Annotated in this window: 16 protein-coding genes; 8 read left to right on the plus strand and 8 right to left on the minus strand. The window is 67.9% G+C overall.

All coding sequences use genetic code 11. The features are described from left to right. The first annotated feature begins 115 nt into the window (after positions 1–115). Both HEB94_RS28265 and HEB94_RS28270 read left to right on the plus strand, forming a co-directional pair. Positions 116–460, plus strand: coding sequence for an MmcQ/YjbR family DNA-binding protein (locus HEB94_RS28265; protein WP_192752702.1), 345 nt, complete (start codon positions 116–118; stop codon positions 458–460). Between the two features lie 106 nt (positions 461–566). Further along, positions 567–1,013, plus strand: a complete 447-nt coding sequence (locus HEB94_RS28270; protein WP_192752703.1) for a hypothetical protein — start codon at positions 567–569, stop codon at positions 1,011–1,013. Here the strand turns inward: HEB94_RS28270 and HEB94_RS28275 are convergent. The 5 genes from HEB94_RS28275 to HEB94_RS28295 form a co-directional block, all read right to left on the minus strand. Next, entirely contained in the window at positions 995–1,372 is a 378-nt protein-coding gene (locus HEB94_RS28275; RefSeq protein ID WP_202896592.1) for an SDR family oxidoreductase, read from the minus strand. The two genes, HEB94_RS28270 and HEB94_RS28275, sit on opposite strands and share 19 nt — an antisense overlap. Positions 1,373–1,403: 31 nt before the next feature. Beyond that, entirely contained in the window at positions 1,404–2,852 is a 1,449-nt protein-coding gene (locus HEB94_RS28280) for an ABC transporter substrate-binding protein (RefSeq protein ID WP_192752704.1), read from the minus strand. Positions 2,853–2,903: 51 nt separating this feature from the next. Continuing rightward, entirely contained in the window at positions 2,904–3,785 is an 882-nt protein-coding gene (locus tag HEB94_RS28285) for a carbohydrate ABC transporter permease (RefSeq protein ID WP_238361652.1), read from the minus strand. Next, positions 3,782–4,762 carry a carbohydrate ABC transporter permease gene (locus tag HEB94_RS28290; RefSeq protein WP_192752705.1) on the minus strand — a complete coding sequence of 327 codons (981 nt, stop codon included), beginning with the start codon at positions 4,760–4,762 and terminating at the stop codon, positions 3,782–3,784. The genes HEB94_RS28285 and HEB94_RS28290 overlap by 4 nt, the downstream gene beginning before the upstream one ends. A gap of 85 nt (positions 4,763–4,847) precedes the next feature. Further along, positions 4,848–6,572: a GH39 family glycosyl hydrolase gene (locus HEB94_RS28295; protein ID WP_192752706.1), complete on the minus strand. Its 1,725-nt coding sequence runs from the start codon at positions 6,570–6,572 to the stop codon at positions 4,848–4,850. Between the two features lie 237 nt (positions 6,573–6,809). Between HEB94_RS28295 and HEB94_RS28300 the strand changes: the two genes are divergently transcribed. Beyond that, positions 6,810–7,490 (plus strand): GntR family transcriptional regulator, encoded by a 681-nt coding sequence (locus HEB94_RS28300; RefSeq protein ID WP_192752707.1) that lies wholly within the window; start codon positions 6,810–6,812, stop codon positions 7,488–7,490. A gap of 12 nt (positions 7,491–7,502) precedes the next feature. Here HEB94_RS28300 and HEB94_RS28305 read toward each other — a convergent pair whose 3' ends face one another. Further along, positions 7,503–8,114, minus strand: a complete 612-nt coding sequence (locus HEB94_RS28305; protein ID WP_192752708.1) for a dihydrofolate reductase family protein — start codon at positions 8,112–8,114, stop codon at positions 7,503–7,505. Between the two features lie 297 nt (positions 8,115–8,411). Between HEB94_RS28305 and HEB94_RS28310 the strand changes: the two genes are divergently transcribed. Both HEB94_RS28310 and HEB94_RS28315 read left to right on the plus strand, forming a co-directional pair. Then, complete coding sequence (locus HEB94_RS28310) at positions 8,412–9,665, plus strand: M20 family metallopeptidase (protein ID WP_192752709.1); 1,254 nt, start codon at positions 8,412–8,414, stop codon at positions 9,663–9,665. A 92-nt stretch (positions 9,666–9,757) separates the two neighbouring features. Then, the gene (locus HEB94_RS28315) at positions 9,758–11,746 is read left to right on the plus strand and encodes an ABC transporter substrate-binding protein (RefSeq protein ID WP_192752710.1); all 1,989 of its coding nucleotides are present in this window, start codon (positions 9,758–9,760) and stop codon (positions 11,744–11,746) included. Positions 11,747–11,779: 33 nt separating this feature from the next. Here the strand turns inward: HEB94_RS28315 and HEB94_RS28320 are convergent, their stop codons facing one another. After that, complete coding sequence (locus tag HEB94_RS28320) at positions 11,780–12,559, minus strand: class I SAM-dependent methyltransferase (protein WP_192752711.1); 780 nt, start codon at positions 12,557–12,559, stop codon at positions 11,780–11,782. Positions 12,560–12,640: 81 nt separating this feature from the next. On the opposite strand from HEB94_RS28320, the gene HEB94_RS28325 reads away from it, so the two are divergent. From HEB94_RS28325 to HEB94_RS28335, 3 genes are all read left to right on the plus strand, one after another. Further along, on the plus strand, positions 12,641–13,588 hold the full coding sequence (locus HEB94_RS28325) for a hypothetical protein (RefSeq protein WP_192752712.1): 948 nt from the start codon (positions 12,641–12,643) through the stop codon (positions 13,586–13,588). A 351-nt stretch (positions 13,589–13,939) separates the two neighbouring features. Further along, positions 13,940–19,468 carry an ATP-binding protein gene (locus HEB94_RS28330; protein WP_192756715.1) on the plus strand — a complete coding sequence of 1,843 codons (5,529 nt, stop codon included), beginning with the start codon at positions 13,940–13,942 and terminating at the stop codon, positions 19,466–19,468. Between the two features lie 116 nt (positions 19,469–19,584). After that, positions 19,585–20,892, plus strand: coding sequence for a glycoside hydrolase family 3 N-terminal domain-containing protein (locus HEB94_RS28335; protein WP_192752713.1), 1,308 nt, complete (start codon positions 19,585–19,587; stop codon positions 20,890–20,892). 33 nt (positions 20,893–20,925) lie between these two features. Here the strand turns inward: HEB94_RS28335 and HEB94_RS28340 are convergent, their stop codons facing one another. Then, positions 20,926–22,362: a hypothetical protein gene (locus tag HEB94_RS28340; protein ID WP_192752714.1), complete on the minus strand. Its 1,437-nt coding sequence runs from the start codon at positions 22,360–22,362 to the stop codon at positions 20,926–20,928. Between the last annotated feature and the right edge of the window lie 206 nt (positions 22,363–22,568).

A 22,568-nucleotide genomic window follows, 5' to 3' on the forward strand; every position in this document is an offset into this window, starting at 1 on the left:
GGTGACGTGGAGGGCGTGGTGCGGGCCGAATCCGGCACTTTGCGGCAGTGCCACACCGTAGCCTGACGTCGTCAGGATGGGTCTGACCACCGAGACGACGACAAGGAGCCCTTCCATGATCAGGGTGGCTGACATCCGTGGCTACGCGATGGCGCTGCCGGACGTCGTGGAACAGCCACACTTCCGGCTGCCCGGCTTCCGGGTCGCGGACAAGCTCCTCGTTCATCTGGAGAAGGGCGACGCGCACGCGATCCTGTGTGTCGGCCAGGTGGAGGCCAAGACGGCAGCCACGGAGCAGCCGGAGGTCTATGAGGAGGTGTGGCGGCAGAACGGCCAGATCTTCGTCGGCCTTCGCGTCGACCTGGCAAAGGTCACCAAGAAGCGCATGCAGGAACTCATCGAGCTCGCATGGCGCCACCGGGCCCCGAAGCGGCTGGTCGCCGAGTACGACAGCCGCTGACGCGCCGACGCCGTCCACTCTCGGGTTGGGCGCAGGCGTGGCCCTTGGGCACGGCGACGAGTCCGGCGGTCGTTGCCGGTCCAAGAGGGAAAGGGAAGGAGAAGCGATGAACCAGTCCACTGCGGAGCGGGTCCTGAGCAGGCTCGGATCCTTGGTAGGGGAGTGGCAGCTGGAGGCGATCGGCCCGGACGGTCAGTCCTGGCCGGGAGAGGCCAGAGCGACGATCGAGTGGCACGACTCCGGCGCGCACATAGTCCAGCGGTCGCAGGCGGACGTGCCGGAGGCCCCTGACAGCATCTCGATCATCGGGTGCGACGGCGCTGCCGGCACCTACTACCAGCTCTACTCCGACGACCGTGGGGTCTGCCGAGTCTATGAGATGAGCATCACCGAGTCGGAGTGGAAGCTGTGGCGGAAGGGCGAGGACATGGCGCAGCGATTCACCGCCACCTTCGAGGACGGCGGTGACACCATTCGCGGTCGGTGGGAGATCGCCGAGGCACAGGAGAGCTTCCGCACGGACTTCGACCTGATCTACCGACGGATCAAGTGACCGGTCGCGGACGCTGCTCGGGTGCTCAGGCCGCTCGGACGCTCAGGTTGCGTTGTTGTCAGTGCATGTAGAGGCCGCCGTCGACATTCACCGTCTGCCCCGGAGATGAATCCGGCCTCGTCTGACAACAGGAGCACGAGCGTGGCGGCAACGTCCTGCGGAACGCCGACCCGGTTGACGACGAGGTCCTTGGCCAGGTCGGCCTTCCGTTCGGACGTGAGCGGGCCGCCCATGATGTCGGTGTCGATGGGTCCGGGAGCCACGGCGTTGACGGTGATGCCGTACGGCCCGCCGGCCACGTTGGCGAGCCCGCCGATCGGTGGCAGGGCGGGGCAATGCCACCTTCCGTTGACCACCATCGTCGCCTGCCTGCCTACAACTCCGTCAGCGTCAACTCGGCTGGTAGTCGGCTCCTGGCTTCCAGTCGCCGAACACGTAGTCGTCCTCGGACACCTTCGCCCCGGACGACTTGGCCTTCGTGATGGCCTGTTCCCGGTCGGCCTCGCTGGCGTCGCTCAGCTTCTTCAGATCGTTGCGCAGGTTCTTGATCGATCCGCCGAGATAGCCCTGGACGATGTTGCCCACGTGGGGGGTGATCGGCTTGCGTGAAGCGTCGACCTTGGCGACGTCGGGATTCTTCACGATCGCCTGTGGCATCAGGAAGACGTTCTCCTTGCAGAACGTCACCGCCTTCTTGTACGCGTCGATCGCGTCTGAGTTGGCGACCAGATCCAGGTTCAGCGGTGGCTGGTCCATCGCCGCGATCATGCCCTGCTGGTACTCCTCCGACATGAACGACCCGATGAGCTTGGACGCCGCCTCCGGGTTGCCACTATCGGCAGCGACGAAGTAGGCGGCGCCTGGTCGGCCACGGTAGGTCCATGGGTCGGTCCCGGCGGTGGGCACCAGGATCGGACCCGACGCGATCTTGTCGACGAAGGTGGGGACGAGTGCCTTGGATCCGCCGGCGCACCAGATGCCGTCGATGAAGATTCCGACCGCTCCGGCCGCGTACCGCGTCCGCGCATCCACGACGCTGAAGTTGTTGGTCCCTGGGAGCATGAACTTCGAGTCGTACAGTTCCTTGAGGAACTCGATCACCGTGACATAGCTGTCATCGTGGTAGGCGTACTCCCCAGTGGCGAACCTCAGCCCCTGGTAGCCAGGGAAACCTGCCGCCTGCGCCATGTCGTCGACCTGGTCCCGCACGCGTCCGCCGTCGGCTCCCAACGCCAGGGTCATCGGTTTGACCCCGGCCGACGCCAGCTTCCGGCAGGCATCCTTGAATCCGGTGTAGTCGGTCGGGGGACTGTCCGGGTCGAGCCCGGCCGTGGTGAGGTGATCCTTGTTCATCCAGACCAGGGTCGAACTCTGCCGGAAGCTGAAGAGCGGGAAGCCGTACAGCTTCTTGTCGAGGCTGGTGATCCCCTCGGTCAGGGTGTTCTGGGGGATCTTCGCCATCGTCTCTTCGGGCAGGCGCAGCTCGTGGACCCACTTGCCGCTCACCAGGGCCGACAACGGTAGTCCGATGACGTTGGAGTAGACGTCCGGCATCTTGTTCGCCTGATGGGCCAGCTGGAATGCCTGCGGTGCCTTGGACGCGTCGTAGTAGGTGTGCGTGACGTTCGAGCCCAATGTCGAGGACTGCTTCCCCGCCCAGTCGTCGTTCAGCTTCTGGAACGAGCTGAAGTGGTCCCACCAGTCCAGGGCGCCGGACGCCTTGCCGCCCGACGATCCGCCGGAGCCGCTTGTCTCGTCCGAGCTTCCGCAGCCGGCCGCGAGACCGGCCGCGGTCAGTGCCGATGCGCCCAGGAAGCCGCGGCGCGTCAGTCTAGTCATGATCGATCCACTCCCTTGTGTTGATGACCAGCCCGTGTGTGGAGAAAGGAGTCAGGACTTCACCGCCCCCGAGATGCCCTCCACGAAGTAGCGCTGCAGGAAGATGAAGAGCACGACGACGGGGAGGATCGAGATCACACCGGCCGCGGCCATGCCGGTCCAGTCCGTTGCGGTCTCGCCGACGAAGGCCTGCATGCCCACACTGACGGTCCGGAGTTCTGGCCGGCTGAAGGAGAAGACCAACGGCAGGAAGAAGGAGTTCCAGGTCGTGATGAAGGTCAGCACGGCGACGGTCGCGGTGACCGGCATGGCCAGCGGCAGCATGACCGAGAAGAAGGTCCGTACGAAGCCCGCGCCGTCGACCACGGCGGCCTCTTCGAGTTCTCGTGGGATCTTTCTGAAGTAGCCGTAGTAGATGAGGATCGCCGACACGTACGCGGCACCGCTCAGGGCGAGGATCATCCCGGACAACGAATCGAGCAGGCCGAGTTCCATGGAGACCCTGACGACCGGGATGATCGTGTAGCCCGTCGGCACGAACAGGGTCGCGACGAGGACGCCCATGAAGATCCTGGAACCCCTGAACCGATAACGGGCCAGCACGTAACCGCAGGTCGCGCATCTGACGGTGACGATCACGACGGTGACCAGCGTGACGATGACGGTGTTGATGAGATAGCGGCCGAAGTGTGCGTCGTTCCAGGCGCGGGCGTAGTTGCTCCAGACGGGATCGCTCGGAAGGAGGTTGAGGCCTCCGGCGAACATCTCCATGTTGTCCTTGAGCGACGCCGACACCATCCATACGAACGGGAAGACCCACAGCGCCGCCGTTCCGACCAGGAACGCCGCACCGATCCACCAGGGCAGGCGCCGCATGATCCGCTGCCGTCGTGGGGTGTGCGCGACGCGGGCCGCGGCGGTCTGTGTGCTCATGGGTTAGTTCTCCTCATCCGGCGGGCGGCGTAGACGCCCCAGAGTTGGATGGCTCCGACGATGGCGACGAGCAGTCCGAAGAGCACCGCGGCTGCCGAGGCGTGTCCCAGTTGGGGGATGGAGGCGGCGAAGGCCCACCGGTAGATGTAGATCTCGATGATCTCGGTGTGGAAGTAGGGCCCGCCACCGGTCAACGTGTACATCAGGTCGAAGTTGTGGAACGTCTCCTCGACGGTGAGCACCGTGATGATGATCAGGAACGGCTTCAACAGCGGCAGAGTGATGTGGAAGAAGATCTGCCGAGCACTCGCCCCGTCGATTCGGGCCGCCTCGTAGATCTCCTGTGGGATCGTCTGCAGCGCCGCCAGCCAGTAGATCATCGTGACGCCGAAGAACTTCCAGACGTAGAGCGCAGCGGCGGTGGGAAGCGCGGTGCTCTGGTCGCCGAGGAAGTCGATCCCGCCCAGACCGAAGGTCTGAAGCGCACTGTTGATCGGCCCACTGGCCGGATCGAGAACGAACCGCATCACCACGCCGATGATCGCCGTGGTGGTGACCACAGGTATGAAGAATGCCGAACGCAGTACGCCGACGAGCGGAAGCTTGGGCGAGTTCAGGACGATGGCCAGCAGCAGGCTGAGCAACACCCGCGCCGGCACCACCAACAGCATGAACAGCAGCGTGATCTTGAACGAGTTCAGGAAGAACGGGTCGCGGAGGACCTGCTCGTAGTTCTGCAGTCCGACGAAGCGCTGGTCCGCATCGAATCCGTTCCACTCCACCAGCGAGTACCAGTAGCTGGCGATGATCGGGTAGATCGTGTAGATGCCGTAGAGCACCACCGTGGGCAGCAGGAAGATCCAGATCCAGGTCGTCCGCTTCCAGCCGCGGCCGGAGGGCACGTGATCATCCACGGTCGAGGCGCGCGTCGCCCTCTTCGACTCGCGCCGGGTGAACGGTACCGATCTGATCGTCATTGGCCACGCCCGCTCTTAGTCGCTGCCCGCTACCGGGTCTGGCTGATGGAGAAGGTTCGCGGATCGCTCCCCATCCGATGGCCGCTCAGCCGATGGGCTCCAGGATCAGCAGCGACGCGGCCGGTAGCGGAAGGGAGATGTCGAGTGAGAGGAGACCGGATTCGGCCTCGACCGTGCTGGCGGGCTCGAACTCCTCAAGCCCCTGCCGTGCGGTGATCTCGGCGAGTTGTTCGCCGGTCGGATCCTGCGGCGAGCCGAGCAACTTCCATCGGGTGTGGGAGTTGCTGTGGTCGGCGTCGATCCGAAAGTGACGTACGCGGAAGGTCCCGCCTGCCACGTTGCGTACGGTCAGGCTGACCGCCGTCTCCTGCTCGCTCGTTTGGTACTGGTCGTCGATGTGGCGCCACACCAGGACCGCCACAGTCCCGTTGTCGGCGCGGGAGGCCAACGCGTCGATTTCTTCGGGCATGCTGCTGCCGTCGGTCTCGTCCAGTTCAGCGACGTCCCAGGCCACGTCAGAGGTCGCGCGGATCCGCTCGGTGCCCAGGAGTGAGAGCATCCGGTAGGCGTTCAGCAGTGGCTTCTCGATCCCGCCCGCGGTGAGGAAGGATCGGGTGCCCTCGAAGTACCGCTCGCCCTCGAAGTAGAAGCTCCACGAGGTCGCCCGCTTGACCTGGACGAGCTCGCTCGCGTTCAGGTCGAGGATCTTCTTCATCAGCTTGACCTGGAACACGGGGTAGTACTCGGTGTTCTGGAACTCGTAGTTGCGGTTGTCGTAGCGGCCGAAATGGGCCGGGACCGCGGCATCACACTCGTCCACGATCGCCGGGAGATCCCGATACTGCTCGTACTCGGCGATGGCCCGGTTGAAGGCACGCAGGTCGTACAGCATCTTCGTGGACGACGGGTTCAGCCGCTCCGTGGGCAGGCTGTCGAGCGGGCGGTACTCCCGGGTCGGGAAGCGGCTGCCCTTGGTGTGGTAGGAGATGAAGTCCAGGGGCTCGTTCCGGCTCGAGGTGTAGTCGAGGAAGCCCTTGAGGAAGTTCAGGCCGCCGCTGGTCACCGTCGGGCCGCCGACCTTGGCGTTCGGGATCACGTTGCGGACGGCTCGTACGGTGACGGTGTACAGCTCGTTGAACTGCGCCGGGGTGCCCCGCCAGTAACTGATGTCCGGCTCGTTCCACAGTTCCCACAGCCAGGCGTTGACCTCGGCTTCGCCGTAGCGCTCCAGGCAGTGGCGCGCGTGCGCCTCGATCAGGCCGGCCCACTTGTCGTAGTCGCGGGGCGGGTAGCCCCATGTGCCGGCCTCGTATGAGGTGTAGACGGTGGGGCTCGGCGTGACCGTCAGTTCGGCCGCCTCCGGCGGCAGCAGGTCGCGCGGTGTGAAGCCGAGTTCGACGAGCACGTGGTGACCGGCGCCGACGATCGCGTCATAGGCCTGGTCGACGATGGTGAAGTCGTAGTACGGGTGTCCGTCGGCGTCCTCGTGGTAGACGTTGCCGGAACCCCAGTGCGGTATGCCGAAGCCGCTGCCCGAGCAGAAGACGTAGTGCGGGCGCACGTGGTAGCCGCCGCCGGAGAAGTCGGCGAACGTCCGCAGCAAGCGTTTGCCGGTCGGCGTGTAAGTCCAGTTGATTTCGTCGTAGCCGAAGCTTTCCCAGACCCGGGTGAGGGGTCCTTGGCCCGCGGAGGCATCCACGTCGACCCGCGCCAGCGAGACGTGCGGCGCATCGGGATCGCTGGGAGCCGCGGGAGGGAAAGGCCCGAGCGAGACTCGGCCGACGTGAGCGGTGGACGTTTCTGTGCTCATAGCCCTGGATCAGCCTCTCGTCCTGGTAGGGAGGCACTTCCTTGTAAGGCACGACAACGCCTCGCAGCCAAGGGGAGAGAACCCCCGTCGACCCCGGACCGCGGTGAGCGTCGGGCGACGAGTGTCCCGCGGCAGCAAGGACACTGTCAATGACAAACTGTTTACAATTTACGGGCCGAGATGGCTCCACTAGAGTCGCTTTGCTGGAACGTCGGAACTCGAGGAGGTGGCCACGTAATGCCCGAAGAGGGCATCGTCTCGCCGCTGCCGTCACAGCGCGCTCTCGGCGACCTTGTCACCGACGTGCTGCGCGAGATGATCACCGGTGGGAGGTTCCAGCCCGGCCAGCACCTCAGGGAGTCCCAGTTGGCCGACGCCCTCAGGGTGAGCCGTGGCCCCATCCGGCAGGCCCTCGCGCGTCTCGAAGTGGAAGGCCACGTCGAACTGCGTCGCCATCGGGGCGCCTTCGTGAGCACGCTGACCAAGGCCGATGTCGAGGAGGTTCACACCCTCCGCGGCGCCATCGAACGGCTCGCCGCCAGCCGGGCCTGTACCCGCATGCAGGGCAAGGGATTCGCGGAGATGGACGCCGTGCTCGAACAGATGAAGCTCGTCGACACCAAGCCCGACCCCGAGGACGCGGCGCTGCTCGACCTACGGTTCCACGACATCATCTACGCCTACTGCGACCACGTCCGTGTGCAGCGGGTCTGGGCGTCCATCCGTGGTCAGATCATGGTCTTCCTCCGTGCCCGCAACGCCAGCTTCCCGGACTTCCTCGAGGTGGGTCACATCGAGCACCTGGAGCTGCGCAACGCGCTGGCGCTGGGCGACCCGCAGGCTGCCCAGGACGCGATCGACAAGCACATCAGCGGAGCCTACGAGCGGTTGAAGCGACTCAACCTGCCCAACCAGTGACGTGACCTGAGCTCAGGACAGCACGCGGTAGGTCACGTGGGTGACCGAGCTCGCCGCACGCGACGTCACCTGCTCGAGTTTCAGCGGCGGGACGCCGTTGAACAGCCGCGTGCCGGCGCCGAGCGTGAGCGGCGAGATGTGCAACCGCAGCTCGTCGATCAGGCCGGCGGCGAGGTACTGGTTGATGGTGGTCGCACCGCCCTGGATCGCGACATCGCCGTCGCCGGCCGCCTCGCGCGCCTGCTCCAGTGCCGACTTGATTCCGTCGGTGACGAAGAAGTAGGTGGTGCCGCCGCCCATCGGCTGCGGCTCGCGCGCGTGGTGGGTCAGTACGAAGACCGGAGCGTGGTACGGCGGATCATCGCCCCACCAGCCGTTCCACGGCCGATCCCATTCGCCACGCACCGGGCCGAACATGTTGCGCCCCATGATGAATGCTCTGGCGGCGGTCATCTTGTCGACCTCGGCCCGGTGCTCCTCGGGGTCGGCGTACCAGGCGTGCAGGTTGTCGCCCCAGCCGTCGCCGCCGTCGTCACCGAAGGGGCGTTCCTCGCTCTGGTTGAGCCCGGCGGAGTACCCGTCGGCCGAGATCGTGAGGTCGCAGACCACCCTGCCCATACTCATTACTCTCTCCTCCTCGGGGCGACCTGCCGTCGCCTTCGCGGTGAGCCTTCTGTCGAGCGTCCGCGTGAAACAGACACGGCATGACGCCTCGTGCCAATCCTGCAGGACTGACATCGAGCCGCGGTGGCTCGACACGGGTCGGTGACTCTGCGGAACGAGATCCGGCAGAGCCTCGAAGGCAGAACCCAGGGCAGCGAGTAGCCCTTGGATCCGGGCACCACCTCAGACGACTGACCGCGGGGGTGGGGGAGAATGCCGGGGTTGACTCGACGACGACGCTCGGAGCAAGGGGTAGGGATGACCACTGAGGAGTTGGTCGGACGGGTGCGCGAGCTGGAGGGTGATCTGCTGGAGCTGGTCAGCCAGCTGATCGCGATCGACAGCCAGATTCCGCCGTACGGGGACGAGCGAGCGATCGTCGGGTTTCTGCAGAGCTACTTCGCCGAGCACGGCCTCGGCAGCGGGACTGTGCTGGCCAAGGATCCGGTCCGACCGAATCTCGTCCTCAGGATGGAAGGTGACCCGTCCGGGCCGACGCTCGGGCTGTGCGGACACGTCGACACCAAGCCGGTGGGTGCCGCCGCCGACCAGTGGAGGACCGATCCGTTCAGCGTGACCCACGTGGACGGGATGTTGTACGGCCTGGGCACCAGCGACATGAAGGCCGCCGTGGCGGCGATGATCATCGCCGCTCGAGCGGGCCGGGACGTCGGTGCGTTCACTGGCGGCTCGCTGGAGCTGGTCCTTGTCGCCGACGAGGAAGCCGGCGCGACCTACGGCGCGCAGTGGCTGGCACCGCAGCTTCGGCACCTGGACGCGTGCCTCATCGGCGAGCCGTCAGGCTGGGAGCGCGACTGGCAGGGGCTGCATCTCGTCTCGCGTGGCCTGAGCTGCTTCCGGATCCGGGTCGCAGGCACCCAGCGGCACAGCAGCCTGTCCGACCGACTGCCGTCGACCAACGCCTGCCTGGAGATGGCCCGGCTGATGACGGAGATGGGCGAGGAGCTGAGCCTGACCTATCCAGGACAGGTGTTCGCCGACCTACGGCCGACCGTGAACACCGGGGTGCTGGTCGACGGCGGGGTGTCCTTCGGCGTGGTGCCGGGTGAGGCGAGCTTCGGCTGTGAGGTTCGGGCCGTACCCGGGATGAGCGTCGAGCAACTTGCCGCCGATGTGCGGGGGTGGCTCGACAAGGCGCACGCCGACTGGGGCGTCGAAGCCACCCTCACCTTCGAGCCGGGACTGACCTGGATCGACCCGTCGGAGGTGGCCGCGGACGCGGCGGTCGTTCAGGCTGCGCAGGCCGGCTGCACGATCGCCCTCGAGAGCCCGCCGCCACTTTCGTTCTTTCCCGGTACGACTGACGCGCCGTGGTTCACCGCTCAGGGCATCCCCACGATTCCCTCCCTCGGGCCCGGGATCCTCACCTACTGCCATGGCCCGAACGAGGCGGTCAGTGTCCGGTCGGTCAAGGAAGCGGCGGCGGTGTACGCCCACACCGCCGCGGCCTTCTTCGCCGGTGCGCGCGACGTCGATGGCGCCGAGTGCTGACCGTTTCTGGCGGCTAGTGGACACGGCGGGCCAACGAGCCAAGGATCCGCGGTAACCGGGGAGTGCGGAACCTGCCGACGAGGAGGCCAGCCATGGAGCGCCGCGTACGACGGTCTGCGGTGAGCCGGAGGAACCTGCTGCGCACGACCGGGACGGTGTTGCTGGTGACGGCAACGACCGGATGTGACCTTCTCTCCACCGATCCCGACGCCAGGAAGGGCGGTCAGGGCGCGCAGGGTACGTCGGGCGCGTCGAGTGCGTCCGCGAAGGAAGCGCCTGCCCTGACCAGGCAGGTCGAGGCGGGGAAGCTTCCGCCACTCGCGAACCGGATACCCAAGGCGCCGCTCGTCGTTTCACCCACCGAGCGCACCGGTAGCTACGGAGGCATGTGGCGGTCCGCGCTGCTCGGCCCTTCGGACACCTCCTGGCTCAGCCGCACGGTGGGCTATGAAACCCTGCTGCGTTGGGATGTCGGCTGGACGAAATCGATCCCGAACGTCGCGGAGTCGTTCCAGGCATCGCCGGACGGCCGAGAGTTCACCTTCAAGCTGCGCGCGGGCATGCGGTGGTCTGACGGCAAACCCTTCACCGCTGCCGACATCGTCTTCGCCTTCGAGAGGCTTGGCGACGCCGACCTCTATCCGGCAGGACTCCCGCTCTACCTGATGACCAGCAAGGGCGCGCCAACAGTCAGCCAGGACGACGAGCAGACCGTGCGCTTCAGGTTTCCCGAGCCGTCCGGGCTGTTGCTGGACAACCTGTCCTTCCAGGGCGCGCTCACGGCGATGCCACAGCACTACCTCCAGCAGTTCCACCAGAAGTCCAACCCCGGGGCCGATGCGCTGGCCAAGAAGGAGAAGTTCCAGGACTGGGTCGCGCTGTTCCTGGCCCGGGCGGATCGCTGGTCCAATCAGGACCTTCCGACGCTGTGCGCGTGGAAGGTCGTGAACCCCTTGGGTAAGGGCAACCAGGTCATCGTGGAGCGCAATCCCTACTACTGGAAGACCGACCCCGACGGTCGGCAGCTCCCCTATCTGGACAGGGTGGTCTTCGACGTCATCAGCGATTCCTCGGTCCTCTTGTTGAAGGCGACCAACGGCGAGTTCGACATGCACACGAGGCACATCAACACCTCGCCCAACAAGCCGGTGCTGGCCCGCGGACGTACCAAAGGCCACTACCACTTCGTCGACATCCAACCCTGCTTCGAGAACCAGATGGTGATCGCGTTGAACCTGACGCATGAGGACCCGGAGCTTCGGAAGGTCTTCCGGAACAAGGAGTTTCGGATCGGACTGTCCCATGCGATCAACCGGCAGGAGCTCGTCAACGCCGTCTTCCAGCGGCAGGGCAAGGCCTGGCAGGCCGCGCCGCGCAGGGAGTCGCCGTTCTATGACGAGGGGTTCGCCAACCAGTACACCGACTACGACGAGGCGAAGGCCAACGAGATCCTGGACCAGGCCGGCTACGCCCGGCGTGACGCGGAGGGCTTCCGGCTTCGCCCGGACGGCACCCGGATCGCGTTCGCGGTCGAGGTTGCCTCGCCAGCCCTGATTCCGTACTGGCCGGACGCGATGGAGATGATCCGCCTCTACTGGCAGAAGGTCGGTATCAAGATGTCAGTGAAGTCGGAGGACAGGTCGCTCTTCTACGAACGCAAGGCAGCGAACAAGCCGGACGCCACGGTGTGGACAGGCTCGGCCGGGCGTGAGTTCGACGTACTCCTCGATCCGAGGTGGTACTTCCCGTTCAACGACGAGTCCAACTTCGCCATCCCGTGGGCCGCGTGGTTCACCAGCCGTGGCAAGGAGGGTGAGCGTCCACCCGAGCGCACTCAGCAACAGATGGCGCTCTACCGGGAGTTGCAGCACACGCCTGACCAGGCGGGCCGCTATCGGCTGATGAAGGAGATCCTCGGCATCGCCAAGGAGGAGTTCTACGCGATCGGCACGGTCCTGGAAGAGCAAGGCTATGGAATCGTGAATGATCGGATGCGAAACGTCGCCAAGTCCATACCGGAGTCGCACATCTACAACACGCCCGCGCCGACGAACCCGGAGCAGTACTTCCTGACCCCATGAGTGTGGGTCTGACCGGCCCTGAAGGCGGTGCCCCTAGACGCGCTGGGCAAGAAGAACGCGCGTCTTGTGGTGAGCGCGGATGGTGCCACCGAGCTCTTCGATCGTCGTACGGAGCGCCTGCACCAAGGGCGTGAGGCGCTCGGCTCCGAGCCGCTGATGATCGCTGATGGTTGTCACGAGGCCCACCCAGTCCTCGCCGCGGAAGCTGCGTTCCCACTGGTAGGTCCTCAGCTCGACCGACGAGAACGCGGAGCTTTGTTCGAAGGGGTCGTCGCTGGAAGGGTGGACCCGCTGGGCGTTCTCCGCGGGTCGCCACACCTGCGTGACTTCGGGCGCGTACCTGCGGTAGATCGGATCGAACGCGGCGCTGACGTCCTCGCTCAGGACCGTCGCGGTCCAGAACCGTGCGATCGTCCCGCCCACGTTCAGTACCTCGGCCGCCTTGGCCGTCCCGCGGCTGGGGTCGATCCAGTGCCATGCGTCACCGCAGGTGACGAGGTCGAAGGTGCGTCCCGCCGGGTCCCAGGTCTCGAAGGCGGCGACCTGCACCTCGAGGCCATGAGCACGAGCGACCTGCGCCATCCGCTCGTCCACCTCGACACCGAGGACGCAGAGGCCACGCTCGGCGAGGGCCGTGGCTGCCTTGCCGGTGCCACATCCGACATCGAGAACCTTCACCGGCCGCGGGCCAGCCAGATCGTCGATGAGTTCGCGGGGGTACGTCAGCCGGTAGCGGTCGTAGTGCTCAGCCACCGAGCCGAACGACCCGGCCCGCTCGCGATCGAGATGAAGCTCCTGAGGTGCGTTCGGCATGGGCACACGCTACTGGTGAGTCACCCCCTCTGGTCTGCGCAGGCGACCGGCCACTGCTCGTCCAACTTGTACCGTGTGGCGGTGGACGTGTTGGGAATCGATGTCGAGAACTCCTTGGTTCGTCGCTGGACGGGGTGGCTGGCGCCGGCGTGTCAACCGTTCTTCCTGACCGCGGCCGAGGTTGTGGACCTCGGTCTCACGCCTGACCGCCCTGGACGCGACGAGGACCAGAACGGCGACCGGCCGCTCGGGCCGCGGTACGGCGACCTGACCGCCGAGCAGCGCGACACCTACGAGGTCTGGAACCTTCCCGATGACCTGGAGGTCGTGTGGCTGGACGAGCAGGGGTTTCATGCCCAGCGGCCCGCCGTGCGTGCCGAACTCGTCCGGGCGCAGGTCGGACACGGGCGAGGAGCCGCGCCCACCATCAGCGGCTGGGCGGACCTTCTTGATGCACGGGTGCTGCGCGAGCAGGCAGACGGGCAGCACTTCGTCTGGTGGCCGACCCTTGTCGCGCCTCGTGCCGATGCCGTCCTCAAGCGGGTTGTCAGCGACGGTCACCTGCCCTGCCGGCGGATGTCGGTGCCGGATGACGTCTGGCACGCGGCCTCATCCATACTTCCCCGGGCCCGAGCACTCAGCGGAACCTTCGCCGGAGGGAGCAGAGGAGGCTCCTTCACCGAAGGAGGCGCGACCTTCTGCTTCGCGACCGTGATGGCGGCAGCAGGTGTTGAGGGGTCCGACGAGGAGCCCTTCGAAGCATGGCTGGCCGCCAACTGCGCCGAGGGAGGCATCGACGACCTGCCGGGAACCGTACTGGTGTGGCGCGACGCGGACCATCAAGACACGCATGCGGCGGTCACTCTCGGGGGCGGTTGGGTCCTACACAAACCAGGCCAGCAGTGGGTCAGCCCTCGCCAGGTGCTCACGGTGTGCGACCTCATCCGTACCGCCCCACCGGGAGTCACCCTTCACCGGTACTCCCTGCGGGATGCCGGCACCCGCACCGCACTGGACGAGCCAGCCTGAGACGCGAGGCGTCCCGTCAGCAAGCTGATGTTGACAACGAGTCATCCTTCGGTGACATCGGCTGCTGAACGTCTCGGCCGGCGAGGGTGATGACGAGCTGACCGGGCCGCCCAGCCATCTACCTGGCCGTCGGCCAGCCGTCTACCTGGCCATAGGCGAGCGGTGGGCAGGCTCTCGTCCGGCCCACGGCGAGGCGTTCGAGACCGAGTGGTCGAGCCGCGGGCGTCGATGAGCCGAAGCTCGCAGCACTCGGGTTAACGCGTCGGTAACTCCTCGGGTCTGGAAAGGTGTGCGGTGGTGGCGGCGGCACAGCGCCACGAAGTTCACGCGGAGTCATGGGAGGGCCGGTCGGTGTTCAGGCGGATCGCAGTGGTGAATCGTGGCGAGGCCGCGATGCGGCTGATCAACGCTGTCCGCGAGCTCAACGCCGAGGGCGGGGAGCCGATCGAGACGGTGGCCTTCTACACCGACGTCGAGCGGACGGCGACGTTCGTACGAGAGGCCGACCTCGCCTACTCGCTGGGCCCGGCATGGACGCGGCCGTACGTCGACCTCACGGTCCTTGAGCGCGCCCTCCGCGAGACGGAGGCGGACGCCGCGTGGGTCGGCTGGGGCTTCGTCGCCGAGGATCCCGCGTTCGCCGAACTGTGCGAGCGGCTCGGCGTGACGTTCATCGGGCCGACGCCGGAGGCGATGCGGAGGCTCGGCGACAAGATCGCCTCCAAGCTCATGGCCGAGGAGGTCGGCGTACCGGTCGCGGGGTGGAGCGGCGGCCCGGTCGAGTCGCTGGAGTCCGCGCTCGCCGCGGCCGAGAAGATCGGCTATCCGCTGATGCTCAAGGCGGCGGCTGGGGGCGGCGGCCGGGGGATCCGCGTGCTCATGTCGGCTGAGGACCTCAAGCAGGCGTACGACCGAACCCGCGACGAGGCGGAGCGTGCGTTCGGCAGCGGCGTCGTGTACCTCGAGCAGCTGGTGGTGGGCGCCCGCCACGTGGAGGTGCAGGTGATCGCCGACGGTCAGGGCAGCGCCTGGGCCCTCGGCGTGCGGGACTGCTCGTTGCAGCGCAGAAACCAGAAGGTGATCGAGGAGTCCGCCTCGATCGTGCTCTCCGCCGCGCAGGTCGATCAGCTCAAGGACTCGGCCGAGCGGCTGGCGCTCGCCGTCGGCTACCGCGGCGCCGGGACGGTGGAGTTCCTGTACCGGCCCGACGATTCGTTCTTCGCCTTTCTCGAGGTCAACACCCGGCTGCAGGTAGAACACCCGATCACCGAGGTGACCACCGACGTCGACCTGGTCAAGGCCCAGCTACGCGTCGCCGCCGGTGCCCGGCTGGAAGGTACGCGGCCGACCGAGAGCGGGCATGCGGTCGAGGCGCGGCTGAACGCCGAGGACCCGGACCGCGACTTCGCTCCGTCGCCGGGCCGGATCGCCCTGCTCGACCTCCCGGCGGGACCCGGTGTGCGGGTCGACACCGGGGTCAGTGCGGGCGACACCATCCCGTCGGAGTTCGACTCCATGATCGCCAAGATCATCGCCTACGGCCGGACACGAGAAGAGGCCCTCGCCCGGTTGCGACGGGCGGTTGCCGCCACCACGGTGATCATCGAGGGCGGCGTCACCAACAAGAGCTTCCTCCTCGAACTGCTCGACCAGCCCGAGGTGATCGACGGCAGCGCCGACACCGGCTGGATCGACCGGGTACGCGGTGAGGGTCGACTGGTCTCGCACCGGCACTCCGGCATCGGGCTGGTCGCGGCGGCGATCGAGGGGTACGAGGAGGCCGAGCAGGTCGAGCGCCTTCGGCTGCTGGAGACCGCGCACGGCGGCCGGCCGCAGGTGCAGCACGAGGTGGGTCGGGCGATCGACCTCAAGCTGCGCGGGGTCGCCTACCGCGTGACCGTGGCACGGGTCGGTCCGAACCGGTTCCGGGTCGGGGTCGGCCACGGCGACGACCTGCGCGTGGTCTACGGGGAGCGGGAGCGGTTGGGCCCGTACTCCGGCCGGCTGGTCGTCGGCGGCCGGAGCTTCCGGCTGGTGACCGCCACCCACGGTCCGGTGCACCTGGTCGAGGTCAACGGCGTCACCCATCGGGTCAGCCGGGACGAGGGCGGGGTGATGCGTTCGCCGGCCCCGGCCCTGGTCGTCGCGACGCCGGTGGCGCAGGGAGCAGAGGTCGAGGCCGGCGCACCGGTGTTGGTGCTGGAGAGCATGAAGATGGAGACGGTGCTGTACGCGCCGTTCCGGGCCACCGTGCGTGAGCTCCTGGTCTCCGCCGGGAGTCAGGTGGAGACCAGCGCGCCCCTGGTCCGACTGGAGCCGGTCGCCGACGGGAGTGCCGCGCCCCAGGCCACGGCCGACCAGGGAGTCGACCTGGACCTGCCGAGCGAGACCGTGGAGAGGTCCGCTTCGGAGCGGGCCGAGCGAGGCCTGGACGACCTGCGCAGCATGCTGCTCGGCTTCGACATCGACCCGCGGGGCGAGGGCGAGATACTCGCCGGCTACCTGGCCGCCCGGGCCGAGCTGGCGGCTGCCGGACAGGCGCCGGTGACGGCGGAGATCGAGCTGTTGCAGGTGTTCGCCGACTTCGCCGAGCTGAGCCGCAACCGTCCGGCCGGTGAGGAGGTCAGCACCGAGAACCGGGTCCACAGTCCGCGCGAGCACTTCCACACGTACCTGCAGAGTCTCGACCCGGACCGCGGCGGCCTGCCGGAGGCGTTCCGCGTCCGGCTCGCCCGCGCCCTCGGCCACTACGGCGTGACCGACCTGGAGCGCAGCGCCGAGTTGGAGGAGGCGCTGTTCCGTATCTTCCTCGCGCAGCAGCGGTCGACGCCGGAGGTGCTGCTGGTCACCGCGGTGCTGCGGTCCTGGATCGCCGAGCCGAGGCCGGCCCCGCCACTGGACGGTCGGGTTCGCGACGTGTTGGAGCGGCTGGTGCTCGCCACCCAGCTGCGCTTCCCGATCGTCGGCGACCTGGCCCGCAGCGTACGTTTCCGCTGGTTCGACCAGCCGCTGGTGGACGAGGCGCGGGCTGAGGTGGTGGCGGGCATCGGCAACGAGATCGCGTCGCTCGCGGGGAACCAGGACACGCCGGACCGCCGGCAGCGGATCGAGGCGCTCGCGGCCATCCCCGAACAGATCGCCCGGTTCCTGGCCCGGCGGCTGGAGGGCGGCTGGGGCGAGTGGGAGCCGATGCTGGAGGTGCTGATCCGCCGGCACTACCGCGAGTACGAGCTGCACGACCTGGGGGAGTCCACCGTCGACGGGAGACCGTTCGCGACGGCCGACTACTCACTGGACGACAGGCCGACCCACCTGGTCAGTACGGTCGGCACGGTCGCCGAACTCGCCGACCCCGACAGCGGTCTGGTCCGCGCGCTGACCGCGCAGATCGCCCTCAGGCCCGCCGGGCACGAGGCCGTGGTCGACCTGTACCTGTTCGGGCCGGACACGCCGCAGGAGCAGGAGGCGTCGGACGTGTTCCGTGGGCTGGTCGCGGCCCTGCCCCTGGCCCAGCGCGTACGCCGGATCTCCCTGGCCATCGCACGGGGCGGCGACCAGGCGGTGGAGTACTTCACCTACCGGCCGGTCGGCGGTTCGGTCGCCGAGGACGACAACATCCGTGGTGTCCACCCCATGGTGGCGCGGCGGCTGAACCTGTGGCGGCTTCGCGACTTTCGGATCACCCGACTCGACGCGCCCGAGGACGTGCTTCTCTACCACTGCGTGGCGCGGGAGAACGACGCCGACCAGCGGCTGGTCGCGCTCGCCCAGGTCCGCCAGTTCGCCGTGGTCCGCGACGACGACGGGCAGGTGACATCGCTGCCGCACGTGGAGCGGGCGATCGCGAACTGCCTGGAGGCGATCCGCCGGGCTCGTAGTGCGCGCGGTACGGCCGGCGCACGCCTGGACATGAACCACGTCTGGGTGCACATCTGGCCCGTCGTCGATGCCCAGGTCGACGAGCTGACCGCCATGCAGCGCACCATCACTCCGCTCACCGTGGGTGCGGGCATCGAGGAGGTGCTGACACAGGGCCGGGTCCGGACGCCCGACGGCGCGGTGGCGTCGGTGGTCGCGCGCTTCTCCTACCAGCCGGGAGCCGGTGTCGTCACCTCGGTCGAGGCGCCGACGACCGAGCGGCTCAAACCGCTCGACGACTACGCCCAGAAGATCCTGCGCTCGCGTCGCCGCAACATGGTCTACCCGTACGAGCTGACCGACATGATCGCCGGTCCGGGCGGCTCCGTCGTCGAGTACGACCTGGACACCACCGGAACGCTGGTGCCGGTCGACCGGCCGCGTGGCCTCAACAAGGCGGGGCTGATCGCCGGGGTGGTCAGTACGCCGACGCTGCGCTGTCCCGAGGGCGTCACCCGCGTCGTGCTCAGCGGCGACCCGACGAAGTCGCTCGGTGCGCTGGCAGAGGCCGAATGCTCGCGGGTGATCGCGGCACTCGACCTGGCCGAGCGGATGCGGGTACCCGTCGAGTGGTACGCGCTGTCGGCCGGTGCCCGGATCTCGATGGACTCCGGGACCGAGAACATGGACTGGGTCGCGGGGGCGCTGAAGCGGATCGTGGAGTTCACCCAGAACGGTGGCGAGATCAACGTCGTCGTCGCGGGTATCAACGTCGGGGCGCAGCCGTACTGGAACGCCGAGGCGACGATGCTGATGCACACCAAGGGCATCCTGGTGATGACGCCGGACAGCGCGATGGTGCTGACCGGAAAGCAGACGCTGGACTTCGCCGGCGGCGTCTCCGCCGAGGACAACTTCGGCATCGGTGGCTACGACCGCGTGATGGGCCCGAACGGCCAGGCGCAGTACTGGGCGCCGGACCTGAAGGGTGCCCGGGATGTTCTGATGGCGCACTACGACTACACCTACGTCGCGCCGGGGGAGTCACGGCCGCGGCGGGCCGAGACGGTCGATCCGGTGGACCGCGACGTCTCGACGTACCCGCACAACGCACCGGACAGCGACTTCCGCACGGTCGGCGACATCTTCTCCGCGGCGACGAACCCGGACCGCAAGAAGCCCTTCGACATCCGCACGGTGATGCGGGCGGTCACCGACCAGGACCACCCGGTACTGGAACGCTGGGCCGGGATGGCCGACGCGGACACCGCCGTGGTCCAGGACGCGCGGCTGGGTGGGTTCCCGGTCTGCCTGCTCGGAATCGAGTCCAGGTCCGTACCCCGCCGAGGCTTCCCACCCGCCGACGGTCCCGACGTCTACACCTCCGGAACGCTGTTCCCGCGCTCGTCGAAGAAGGCGGCGCGAGCGATCAACGCGGCCAGCGGCAACCGGCCACTGGTGGTGTTGGCGAACCTGTCCGGCTTCGACGGGTCACCCGACTCGATGCGGAACCTGCAGCTGGAGTACGGCGCGGAGATCGGCCGGGCGATCGTCAACTTCGTCGGACCGATCGTGTTCTGCGTGGTGTCGCGCTACCACGGTGGAGCGTTCGTGGTCTTCTCCAAGAAGCTGAATCCGAACCTGACCGTCCTGGCGGTGGAGGGCTCGTTCGCATCCGTGCTCGGTGGCGCGCCCGCGGCCGCGGTGGTGTTCGCCGCCGAGGTCGACGCCCGTACGTCGGCCGACCCCCGGGTGTCGAGCCTGGCCGCACGGGTCGCCGCGGCAACCGGGGCGGAGCGGGCGGCGATGGCGACCGAACTGGCGGAGCTGCGGGTCGCCGTCCGGGCCGAGAAGCTCGGCGAGGTGGCGGTTGGCTTCGACCGGGTGCACAGCATCCAGCGGGCTGTCGAGGTCGGCTCGGTCGACGCGGTGATCCACGCCGGCGAGCTGCGACCCCGGCTGATCGACGCGATCGAACGGGGCCTCAACGGGTCGAGCGACCCCACCGCCGAGAAGGAGTAGCTCCCATCGGCGCCCACTGAGCTTCGCTGTGGTCGGGGTGCCCGCGCGGACCGGGGCGTCGTGTGGTTCGCTGGACGGCCTGTCGTGCACCCCGGGGTCGGGGGTCTGGAGGACGAATGTCCGTCGGTCGCACCGTTGCCCGGACGAAGCTGCGCCTTGCCGTTGCCGTGCTGGGGGTGGTCGGCGCCGCCGCCGGGTGCGGGAACGGCAGCGCCGCGCCGGCCCAGCCGCCGCAGCCACCGGTCAGCGCGACCTCGCGGGCGCCCAGCCCGCCGGCGACGCCCTCGCCGGTGCCCAGCCCTCCGGTTTCGTCCTCCGCCACTCCGACCGCCCCGGCGCGGCCCACTCCGCGCTCGACCACGCAGGCCCAGGAGTGCGTCGACCAGGTGTACTCCGGGATGTCCAGCGCCCAGCGCGTCGGCCAGCTGATCATGTCCGCGGTCGACACGTCCGGGGTCACCGCGTCCGACCTTGACCTGCTCCGCCGCGACCATGTCGGCGGAGTCATCCTCATGGGCCACACCAACGCCGGGGCGCAGCACGTCCGGTCGCTCACCGACCGTGTGCAGTCGGTGGCCCCGACGGTCGCCGGGTCGAGGGTGGGTCTGCTGGTCTCCGTGGACCAGGAGGGCGGCCAGGTCCAGGTGCTCAACGGCCCCGGCTTCTCGGAGATGCCCGCCGCCGACGTCCAGGGAAACTGGCCGACGGCGCAGCTCCAGCAGCGTGCGGCGGACTGGGGCCGCCAACTGCGCGGCGCCGGTGTCAACCTGAACTTGGCGCCGGTGGTCGACGTGGTCCCGCCGGACCTCGTCTCCGCCAACCATCCGATCGGTCGCCTGTCGCGCGGGTACGGCAACGATCCGGAGACGGTCGCCCGGCAGTCCACCGCGTTCCTGCGTGGGCTCGCACAGTCGCACGTCGAGTCCACCCTCAAGCACTTTCCGAGCCTGGGCCACGTCGTCGGCAACACCGACTTCTCGGCAGACGTCACCGACGACGTGACCACGCGCACCGGCGACTTCGTCCTCCCGTACCGCAGCGGCATCCAGGCCGGGGCGGGCTTCGTCATGGCGTCCCTGGCCACCTACACCCGGATCGACCCCGCGAACCTCTCCGTGTTCTCGTCCGTGCTGCTACGCGACGTGCTGCGCGACCAGCTCGGGTTCGAGGGCGTCGTGATGTCCGATGACATGGGCAATACCGTGGCCCTCAAGTCGGTCCCCCCGGGCGAACGCGCGACGAGGTTCCTGGCCGCGGGCGGGGACATGGTGCTGACGGTCGATCCGTCGACCGTGGACGCCATGACCTCCGCGGTGTTGTCCCGGGTGTCGAGCGACGCGTCGTTCCGTGCCCATGTGGACGCGAGCGTGCACCGGGTGCTCGCCGCGAAGGTGAAAGCCGGCCTGCTCGACTGCTCGGGGTGAAGCTCCGGCGGGGGCCTGCCGGTAGCCGAGGCGTCAGTCGAATCGATCGCTGAGGATCTCCGCGGCAGATTCCCGAGCATCCTCGTTCGGGTCGGAGCTGGCGAGGTTCGCCACGACCACTCGGGCATCGGCGGGCCAGGCCCAGGACGGCCAGTCCCTGAGTACCTGCAGGGACATGTTCCTGTTCCGGGTGACAGGGCTGTCCAGGCCGACGAGTACCAGATCGCCACCCACACCCACATGGTCGCGCAGGGCTTGGAGAGTCCAGTCGAGCGCGGAGTGCGGTGCCCAGTCGGATCCCAGGCCGAGTTCGTCCGCGGCGCCGGTCGCGATCTCCTTCAGCGGAAGCAGGTCGCGTGCCAGGGCCACGAGCTGTTCGGCTCGTTCACCGTCGGCTTGCCTCCACGCCTGAAACCAGCCGCTGCCGAGCGGATCCTCCCGGATCTTCTCGACGTGGACGTGGAACGTGTCGATGCCCCACATCTGCGCGGCTCGTTCGGCTTGCCAGAACTCGGTTTGGTCGTCGGACAACAGGCCGACGGTGATTCGATCCCGCCACACCTCTCGCCACAGGATCTCGTCACACCGGTCCTCGAAGGTCTCGCGGCGAGTGGCCGTCCACCCCTTGGCGCTGCGGGACTCCCAGCCATCCTTGCGGGACAGGAAGGAACGGATCTCTCCGACCGTGTGCAGGTCGACAAGGGTCTCGGCGCGAGTGTTCATGTGATGGAGAAAGGCTTCCACCGCGTCAGCACCGGACACGTAGTCGTCGAGGTCCTCGGCGGGCCCACCACTCACCAGCGCCTGCAGGATCTCCCCGGCCGCGGTCAGGAGTTCCCGGTCCACGTCCTCGGTGAGGAGTGCGTCGAGCAGACCACCTGTCGTGGCGGCGATGAAGGCGAGGTACTCGTCCATGATGGAGTTGCGAAACCCCTGGCGGAGGATCCAGGAGCGGATCGCTGGGTCCTTGGTGTTGCGCAAGCGTTCGACGCAATGGATCCGTCCCCACCCGTCGACGGCGCTGGCGAGTGCCCAGAGCTCGGACTCGGGCTCAGCAAGGCCGTTCGTCATCGCGACCGCGGCGTAGAGGGTGAACTCCTCATGGGCGCCGAGCGCGCGCACCACGCCGACATCGCGGCCAAGCCCGGTGACCCCCAGGATCGCGATGCCGACCTTCACCGCCCCACGATCCGAGGCCGTCGTCGCCAACCATCGGCCCAAGGTGTGCAACGCCGTCATGTCAGGCCGAAGCTCCGCGAGGCGCTCGACCATCGGATCGATGAAGTCCAGCACGCCATCGTCGCAGACAACGGTGTAGAGCTCGCGGAGATTGGGTCCTGACTGACGGTCGCATGCGCTGGCGAACGCCTCCGCGGCGGCGATCGCCTTCGCGGCGGACTGACCGCCGCCCAGGCCGTGACCGAGCACGCCGTCAAGTGCACCGGCAGCCCAGCGAATACCCCCGGACATCGCCTTCGGCTCGTCAGGGAGAGCGACCCCTGACTCCTGAAGTCGACCGGCAGCGTCCAAACGCGTACGGATGAACTCATAGATCGAAGGGCCAGAGGCCACGCTGGGGAGACCATCTGCCACGGGTGTAGCCTCTCACGCCGACTCCGCCGCCCGCCAACCAGTTCGGTGGCGACAGGTCCGCCCACCTGTTCTCGGTTCCCAAC

The organism is Actinopolymorpha pittospori, assembly GCF_014873875.1.
GTDB classification, from domain to species: domain Bacteria; phylum Actinomycetota; class Actinomycetes; order Propionibacteriales; family Actinopolymorphaceae; genus Actinopolymorpha; species Actinopolymorpha pittospori.